Annotated in this window: 9 protein-coding genes; 1 reads left to right on the forward strand and 8 read right to left on the reverse strand. The window is 58.0% G+C overall.

What is annotated here, in order from left to right:
- Window positions 1-5: 5 nt before the first annotated feature.
- The 8 genes from HMPREF2847_RS01035 to map form a co-directional block, all read right to left on the reverse strand.
- Window positions 6-875, reverse strand: coding sequence for a tRNA pseudouridine synthase A (locus HMPREF2847_RS01035; protein WP_070851231.1), 870 nt, complete (start codon window positions 873-875; stop codon window positions 6-8).
- A 313-nt stretch (window positions 876-1,188) separates the two neighbouring features.
- On the reverse strand, window positions 1,189-1,665 hold the full coding sequence (rplQ, locus tag HMPREF2847_RS01040; RefSeq protein ID WP_038627680.1) for a 50S ribosomal protein L17: 477 nt from the start codon (window positions 1,663-1,665) through the stop codon (window positions 1,189-1,191).
- A 37-nt stretch (window positions 1,666-1,702) separates the two neighbouring features.
- On the reverse strand, window positions 1,703-2,728 hold the full coding sequence (locus HMPREF2847_RS01045; protein ID WP_005509919.1) for a DNA-directed RNA polymerase subunit alpha: 1,026 nt from the start codon (window positions 2,726-2,728) through the stop codon (window positions 1,703-1,705).
- 73 nt (window positions 2,729-2,801) lie between these two features.
- Window positions 2,802-3,407: a 30S ribosomal protein S4 gene (gene rpsD / locus HMPREF2847_RS01050; protein ID WP_005509964.1), complete on the reverse strand. Its 606-nt coding sequence runs from the start codon at window positions 3,405-3,407 to the stop codon at window positions 2,802-2,804.
- Window positions 3,408-3,431: 24 nt separating this feature from the next.
- Window positions 3,432-3,836, reverse strand: coding sequence for a 30S ribosomal protein S11 (gene rpsK / locus HMPREF2847_RS01055; RefSeq protein ID WP_016422078.1), 405 nt, complete (start codon window positions 3,834-3,836; stop codon window positions 3,432-3,434).
- A gap of 3 nt (window positions 3,837-3,839) precedes the next feature.
- A complete protein-coding gene (gene rpsM / locus HMPREF2847_RS01060; RefSeq protein WP_005509836.1) occupies window positions 3,840-4,208 on the reverse strand; it encodes a 30S ribosomal protein S13 in 369 nt (122 codons plus the stop codon).
- A gap of 296 nt (window positions 4,209-4,504) precedes the next feature.
- Window positions 4,505-4,726: a translation initiation factor IF-1 gene (infA, locus tag HMPREF2847_RS01065; protein ID WP_016422077.1), complete on the reverse strand. Its 222-nt coding sequence runs from the start codon at window positions 4,724-4,726 to the stop codon at window positions 4,505-4,507.
- A gap of 284 nt (window positions 4,727-5,010) precedes the next feature.
- Window positions 5,011-5,811 carry a type I methionyl aminopeptidase gene (gene map / locus HMPREF2847_RS01070; protein WP_070851217.1) on the reverse strand — a complete coding sequence of 267 codons (801 nt, stop codon included), beginning with the start codon at window positions 5,809-5,811 and terminating at the stop codon, window positions 5,011-5,013.
- 226 nt (window positions 5,812-6,037) lie between these two features.
- Between map and HMPREF2847_RS01075 the strand changes: the two genes are divergently transcribed.
- On the forward strand, window positions 6,038-6,619 hold the full coding sequence (locus HMPREF2847_RS01075) for a hypothetical protein (RefSeq protein ID WP_070851218.1): 582 nt from the start codon (window positions 6,038-6,040) through the stop codon (window positions 6,617-6,619).
- Window positions 6,620-6,808: the final 189 nt, after the last annotated feature.

The following is a 6,808-nucleotide window of genomic DNA, read 5'->3' on the forward strand; positions in this document are numbered from 1 at the left end:
TACATTTAAGCCTCGTCCACATCTGTCCGGACATCACGACGTTCGCGAGTCTGCTCCGCCCTGGCCGCCAGATCCGCATCTCCGGGGTAGTCAACACCTACCAGGCTGAGCCCACGTGCCTCTGCCACCGGGACCAACGGGGAACGCTTCTCTTCGCTCAACAACTGTTCAGTGAATCCAACCTCACGCCGCCCTTCACCGACGCTAAGGCAGGCCCCAACCAGTGAGCGCACCATAGACCAGCAGAACGCGTCGGCAGTCACATGGGCCTCGTACAGCTCTGGCTCTTGCCCCGTAGATACGTCGAACCACTGGAACCGCTGTAAATCTCTAGTGGTTGTCGCATGTGGCTTGTGTCGACAAAAAGCGGCGAAGTCATTGAGCCCCAGTAGAGCATCAGCTGCCACCTGCATGCGGTCGATATCCACTGACCGTCGCCAGTGGGCCGTATCGCGAGCACGGGTAGGAAGCGGACCACTGACGCAACTAGTGACACGATAGACATAATGCCGACGTAACGCGGAAAAGCGGGCATCGAAGCCAGGGGGCGCAAACGAGGCGCCCCGAAGCGTCACGCCCGCGGGCAATAGTCGCGCTACACGACGAACCAAATTACCCGGGTCCCCTGCGATGGAACGTGTGTCTAAACAGGAGACAGGAACATCTGCATGAGCCACCTGACCGGAGGCATGAACGCCGGCATCTGTACGACCCGCCACAGTCAGTTGCACTGGAGTGCGCAACACCTTCTCCAGAGTGGATTCCAACGTCGCCTGCACAGTCCGCACCGGTTCTCCCGTAGGCTTATCGCGCTGAGCAGCCCAACCGTGGAAATCTGTCCCATCATAGGCAATGTCAAAACGCAACCGAACCAGGTCGGAGGCGGTACTCCCCGTAGCGGCACGATCGGGAGAATCGCACGGGGTATCCGGAGTCGTTGGCGTAAGTGATGTCACGGTTAACAGATTGTAGCCGGGACCCCGGATTAGAAAATCAGTAGTTTCCACCGAAGGGCCTCCGTACAGCTCTCAATGTTGGTACGTAATCTTCGGTGTAACCGGAGACAGAACTGGGGTCGGGCGCTGTGCGCCGTCGTCAAGCACAAAGAACCCCCGGTAGAGAGTTCAGATATGAACTACTCGCCGGGGGTTCAAAGCTGTGACGGCCAAAAGCCGTCGGCGAGGGGAATTACTCCTCCTCTGCAGCCTCAGCTTCAGCAGCCTCAGCCTCGGCCTCTTCGGCCTTTGCCTCTTCAGCCTGCTTGGAAGCAGCGGCGCGAGTTGCGCGAGTTGCCTCAGCAGTTGCGGTCTCTTCCTCAACCAGAGCGATCAGAGAGATCGGGGCGTTGTCGCCCTTGCGGTTACCCAGCTTAATGATGCGGGTGTAGCCGCCGTCGCGATCAGCGAACTGCGGACCGATCTCGTCGAACAGCTTCTTAACTGCGTAGTTGTCGTTAAGCAGCTTTGCAACGTTGCGGCGATCTGCGAGAGTGCCGCGCTTTGCCTTGGTGATCAGCTTCTCAACGTACGGACGCAGCAGCTTGGCCTTGGTGTCGGTGGTCTTAATCTTGCCGTGCTCGATGAGCTGCTTCGCGAGGTTGGCCAGAATCTTCTTCTGGTGCGAAGCGGAGCCGCCGAGACGGGAACCCTGCTTAGGGGTAGGCATAGGTATCTCCTCGTTTTAATGAAGTCGCGTCGGTGAACTACTCGTCGTAGCCAGCGCTTGCGCCATCAGTCCAGTCAGCGTCATCGCCCGAGGCAGCGTCCAAATCAGCGACAGCAGCCGGGTCGAAGTTGTTCGGGGAATCCTTCAGAGCCAGGCCAAGCTCAGCGAGCTTTTCCTTGACCTCATTGATGGACTTGTCACCGAAGTTGCGGATATCCAGCAGATCCGACTCGGTACGAGCAGCGAGCTCACCGACAGTGTGGATCTCCTCACGCTTGAGGCAGTTGTAGGAGCGCATAGAGAAGTCCAGATCCTCAATCGGAGTCTGGTACGCAGCGACATCCTCAGCCTCGCGCGGGCTCGGGCCAATCTCGATGCCCTCAGCAGCCTCGTTCAGCTCACGTGCCAGACCGAACAGCTCAACCAGAGTCTTGCCTGCCGACGCCATTGCGTCGCGGGCGGTGATCGAGTTCTTGGTCTCGACATCGATGATCAGCTTGTCGAAGTCGGTGCGCTGCTCAACACGAGTAGCCTCCACCTTGTAGCTGACCTTCAGAACTGGCGAGTAAATCTGGTCCATCGGAATGCGGCCAATTTCGCCACCGGAGTTCGGGGTCGCCGGCACGTAGCCACGACCACGCTCAACGATCATCTCAATTTCCAGGCGACCGGATTCGTTGAGAGTAGCGATGTGGTGATCCGGGTTATGAATCTCCACACCTGCTGGGCACTCAATGTCTGCAGCGGTCACCGCGCCTGCACCTTCGCGACGCAGGTAAACGGTAGCCGGCTCGTCGAACTCGCTCGAGAGCACCAGACCCTTGATGTTCAGGATGATGTCCGAGACATCTTCCTTCACGCCCGGGATAGTGGTGAACTCGTGCAGCACACCGTCGATGCGGATGCTGGTGACTGCAGCGCCCGGAATGGACGACAGCAACGTACGACGAAGAGAGTTACCGAGGGTGTAACCGAAACCCGGCTCCAGCGGCTCGATAACGAACCGGGAGCGAGAGGAATCAATGTAGTCCTCAGTCAGCGTTGGGCGCTGGGAAATGAGCATTTTCGAAAATCCTCCAGGTGGCGACCGCTATATGACGCCATAGGGAATGAATGGATGCAAGCGAAGTTGGTTATTACTTCGAGTAGAACTCGACGATCAGCTGTTCCTGAAGCGGAATGTCGATCTGTGCGCGTTCCGGGGTCTGGTGCACGAGGATGCGCAGGGACTCAGGAACAACCTGAAGCCATGCCGGGACGACAGCGTCGACCAGGTTCTCCTGTGCCTCTTCGAACCAAATCATCTTCTGCGACTTCGGGCGCACGTCGATGATGTCGTACTGGCTTACCTGGAAGGACGGCACGTTAATCTTCTTACCGTTAACGGTGAAGTGGCCGTGGGAAACCAGCTGACGAGCCTGGCGGCGGGTACGAGCCAGACCAGCGCGGTAGACAACGTTGTCGAGACGCGACTCCAGCAGGACGACGAGGTTATCGCCAGTCTTGCCCGGACGACGGTGAGCCTCGGCGTAGTAGCGACGGAACTGCTTCTCCATCACGCCGTAGGTGAAACGTGCCTTCTGCTTCTCCTGGAGCTGGAGCAGGTACTCCGACTCCTTGATACGAGCGCGGCCAGCCTGCCCCGGAGGGTAGGGACGACGCTCAAAGTTCATGTCGCCACCGACGAGGTCGACGCGGAGACGACGGGACTTACGGGTTGCGGGACCGGTATAACGGGCCATTTCTGTTCTCTCCTTACCCTATTCCTAGACGCGACGACGCTTCGGCGGACGGCAGCCGTTGTGCGGCTGAGGGGTCACATCCGAGATCGAGGACACCTCAAGGCCAGCGGCCTGGAGGGAACGGATGGCGGTTTCGCGGCCCGAACCCGGACCCTTAACGAAAACGTCAACCTTCTTCATACCGTGCTCCATGGCCTTACGAGCAGCGTTCTCGGCGGCCATCTGAGCAGCGAACGGAGTGGACTTACGAGAGCCCTTGAAACCGACGTGACCAGAGGAGGCCCACGAGATAACAGCGCCCTTCGGGTCCGTGATGGACACGATGGTGTTGTTGAAGGTGGACTTGATGTATGCGTGGCCCTGAGCCACGTTCTTCTTTACAACGCGACGGCCGGTACGACGGCCGCGTGCGGACTTCGGAGCTGCCATGTTTTACTTCTTCTTTCCGGCGATCGTCTTCTTCGGACCCTTACGCGTACGAGCATTGGTCTTGGTGCGCTGACCACGGACCGGCAGGCCACGACGGTGGCGCAGACCCTGGTAGGAACCAATCTCAATCTTGCGGCGGATATCAGCCTGAACCTGGCGGCGGAGGTCACCCTCGACCTTCCAGGTAGCTTCAATCACGTCACGCAGCGCAGCAACCTGCTCATCGGTGAGAGCGTCGGTGCGCAGATCCGGAGAGATGCCGGTCTTCTCCAGCAGCTCATTAGCACGGGCGGGGCCGATGCCATAGATGTAGGTAAGAGCGACCTCCATACGCTTGTTACGTGGCAGGTCAACTCCAGCAAGGCGTGCCATACGGCAATTTCCTTCCGGTTGATGCGGTGGTTTACTCCACTGCCATCCTTTCCAGACCCGGCTTACTCGGTCGGACGCCGAGTCGCGCAGGTGTTATAGAAAGGCTCCAGCCACCGTTGCCGGAGGTATTCTCGCTTACTTCTGTGGAAAAGATTTCATAAAGAACCACCGCGCCGAACTGTTGAGACACCAGGTCTCAACATCACGCGGCCGTCACCAGAAGCAGCTAGGACGGTGGAGTTTCTGTCTAGTTAGTAAATAAGCCCATAACCACTACCAACAGTGGTCCGGTCAATTTACTTGTAGCGGTAGACGATTCGCCCACGCTCGAGATCGTACGGAGAAAGCTCCACTACGACTCGGTCTTCCGGGAGAATACGGATGTAGTGCTGGCGCATCTTGCCACTGATATGGGCGAGCACCTTGTGCCCGTTGTCCAGCTCCACTCGGAACATCGCGTTCGGCAAGGGCTCGACGACGCGACCCTCAACCTCAATTGCGCCTTCCTTTTTAGCCATGTCCTCCACGTCTCTCTGGTGGATACCCGGGACAACCCCGGCACCAGTTGGGAAATCTCTACTCTGCCTGGCGTTTTAGCAGTTCCGTGCAGGGATAATCACCACTGCAGCGACACTGCGCCCACACCATCGCCCAACTTTACACGCGACCTGCGTTTTTACCAAATACGACCACTCTGGGGCCGCCTGCAAGCGACGGCAGGCGGATTCACCCCACGGGGACAGAGGCCATCGCGTCTCAAGTGGCAATATTCTGATCTTTCGCGTGGCCCCTCACGCACTAGTTATTCATACCGAGGAGTCAGAATTCTGGGGCCGTCCGCCGTGGCGGCAACTGTGTGCTCCCAATGGGATGCCGGCATTCGATCAGCGCTGACGACTGTCCAGCCGTCGTCAAGCTCATCACTACCCCACTCGCCGCCGAGAATGAGCATCGGCTCAATGGCCAATACAGAGCCTTCGACGATGCGGGGCCCCTTTCCTGCTTTACCTTCGTTGGGGAGGAAGGGATCCATGTGCATCTCGCGCCCAATGCCGTGCCCGCCGTAGCCATCGACGATGCCGAGCTCAATATCGTGGCGCAGTTCAGCCTCACGGGTGGCCATTTCAAGCGCATACGAAATATCGGTGAGGCGAGCACCCGGCACCATGGCCTTAATACCTTCGGCAAGGACCTCAGATGTCGCAATGTTCAATTTTTCGACATCTTTACTCAGCTTTCCGACGCCGAAAGTAAGTGCCGAATCGCCGTGCCAACCGTCCAGAATTGCGCCACAGTCAATCGAGACCAGGTCACCTTCGGATAGAACTGTGGCCGAGGACGGAATGCCATGGACGATAACTTCATTCACGGATGCACAGATAGATGCCGGGAAACCTTCATAACCAAGGAAAGATGGCGTTGCACCCGCATCGGTAATGACCTGATGCGCAATCTCATTGAGATCCGCCGTGGTCACCCCTGGCTTAGCGGCATCTCGGCAGGCCAGCAACGCACGACCGACAATCTCGCCGGCCGCTTGCATTGCATCCAACTCTCCCTCAGTGCGGGCGGGAACTACTTTGCGGCGGCGTCGAAAACTCATCACGTTGGTTGAGTCTACTCTGGCTCAGAAGGGAACCACCGGCTAGCCGCATCCCACCGCCTACGAAGGCACCACTACCCCAGCCAGCACTTTGCTTCATGCATTTTTGCATCGCGTTGCATGGGAATTCTTATGGATGTTCATTCGTGACAGTTGATCCGCAATCGACTTGCTTCAATTTTCGCGCAATTTACACCCAAAGATGAGCTGCCCTACGATAACTGGCATGCATTCACTGTTGAAGTCCACGCAGATTGGTGGCGTTGTTATTGCTGCCAGCTCGCTTTTCCTGATTGGCGCATGCTCAAGCAACCCCGAACCGTCGCCAGCGCTGACTGTCCCTTCCACTTCCCCTGCCTCGGAATCGCCGGAGGCCCCTGGAAGCAGCTCGGGTTTCATGGGCACCTCTGCACTGCCTGAGTCAATCCAGAATTTCACTCCTGATGCTGTTAAGGAAGCGGTTGGCAGCTGCGTCGAGTCGGATGACTCTAAACCCGTCATTTTTGGCAGCGAGAGCGTACATGGCTTCACCTGCGTAATGGCAGTTGGCGACGGTGGCACCGCAATGCTCAGTACGGCCGAGGACCCGGCCACTGTCAGCCGGATTAATGAAAAGGCTGAGTCCGTCGAGAACTACGTGCCATACGAGCTACCCGGCAAGCACGCATTTAGCGGCGTCAACAAGGGCTCCCCTTTCGTTATGGTCATCGACGAGGATAACCGCATCTACCAGGAGTTTGTTTTCGCGAATATTGGCGCCGAGGCCGCACAGCCGCTTATCGACGAGATCATTCAGGACTTCCAGTAGCCCCAACCTGCAGTTCAATCCAGGGAACTCACTCAGCATCACCGCTCCGCTGCCGTAACGCTCTGATTTCGCTACGGTCGGAGCACTTCTGCTGTACTCGCCCCCAGAAGAGTCTTCACCTCCCGCCAGCGTTACCCCTACGCCTCACTATCGCCCGCCCGTTACCTTGTGAGTGTCCCCGATAATGGG

This window comes from Corynebacterium sp. HMSC074C03, assembly GCF_001838285.1.
Taxonomy (GTDB): Bacteria; Actinomycetota; Actinomycetes; order Mycobacteriales; family Mycobacteriaceae; genus Corynebacterium; species Corynebacterium amycolatum.

Coding starts and splice junctions, on each gene's coding strand:
- rpsM (WP_005509836.1), bottom strand. CDS start 4,208: ATGGCACGCCTTGCTGGAGTTGACCTGCCACGTAACAAGCGTATGGAG.
- HMPREF2847_RS01075 (WP_070851218.1), top strand. CDS start 6,038: ATGCATTCACTGTTGAAGTCCACGCAGATTGGTGGCGTTGTTATTGCT.
- map (WP_070851217.1), bottom strand. CDS start 5,811: ATGAGTTTTCGACGCCGCCGCAAAGTAGTTCCCGCCCGCACTGAGGGA.
- rpsK (WP_016422078.1), bottom strand. CDS start 3,836: ATGGCAGCTCCGAAGTCCGCACGCGGCCGTCGTACCGGCCGTCGCGTT.
- HMPREF2847_RS01045 (WP_005509919.1), bottom strand. CDS start 2,728: ATGCTCATTTCCCAGCGCCCAACGCTGACTGAGGACTACATTGATTCC.
- rplQ (WP_038627680.1), bottom strand. CDS start 1,665: ATGCCTACCCCTAAGCAGGGTTCCCGTCTCGGCGGCTCCGCTTCGCAC.
- rpsD (WP_005509964.1), bottom strand. CDS start 3,407: ATGGCCCGTTATACCGGTCCCGCAACCCGTAAGTCCCGTCGTCTCCGC.
- infA (WP_016422077.1), bottom strand. CDS start 4,726: ATGGCTAAAAAGGAAGGCGCAATTGAGGTTGAGGGTCGCGTCGTCGAG.